The sequence below is a fragment of the Pseudomonas sp. Ant30-3 genome (assembly GCF_000690905.1).
Taxonomy (GTDB): domain Bacteria; phylum Pseudomonadota; class Gammaproteobacteria; order Pseudomonadales; family Pseudomonadaceae; genus Aquipseudomonas.
Genome location: NZ_JMCL01000208.1, coordinates 1 through 449 on the forward strand (window position 1 = coordinate 1; position 449 = coordinate 449).

Here is a 449-nt window from a genome sequence, read left to right on the forward strand (position 1 = left end):
TTAAGACTCGCTTTCGCTACGCCTCCCCTATTCGGTTAAGCTCGCCACTGAAAATAAGTCGCTGACCCATTATACAAAAGGTACGCAGTCACCCAACAAAGTGGGCTCCCACTGCTTGTACGCATACGGTTTCAGGATCTATTTCACTCCCCTCTCCGGGGTTCTTTTCGCCTTTCCCTCACGGTACTAGTTCACTATCGGTCAGTCAGTAGTATTTAGCCTTGGAGGATGGTCCCCCCATATTCAGACAAAGTTTCTCGTGCTCCGTCCTACTCGATTTCATGACTAAGAGATTTTCGCGTACAGGGCTATCACCCACTATGGCCGTACTTTCCAGAACGTTCCGCTAATCTCAAAGCCACTTAAGGGCTAGTCCCCGTTCGCTCGCCACTACTAAGGGAATCTCGGTTGATTTCTTTTCCTCAGGGTACTTAGATGTTTCAGTTCCC

The 449-nt window shown here is 49.0% G+C and carries 1 rRNA gene; it reads right to left on the minus strand.

Features of this window, described 5'->3' with window-relative positions:
- Positions 1-449 (minus strand): 23S ribosomal RNA (locus tag DU29_RS0128840); the annotation flags it as partial.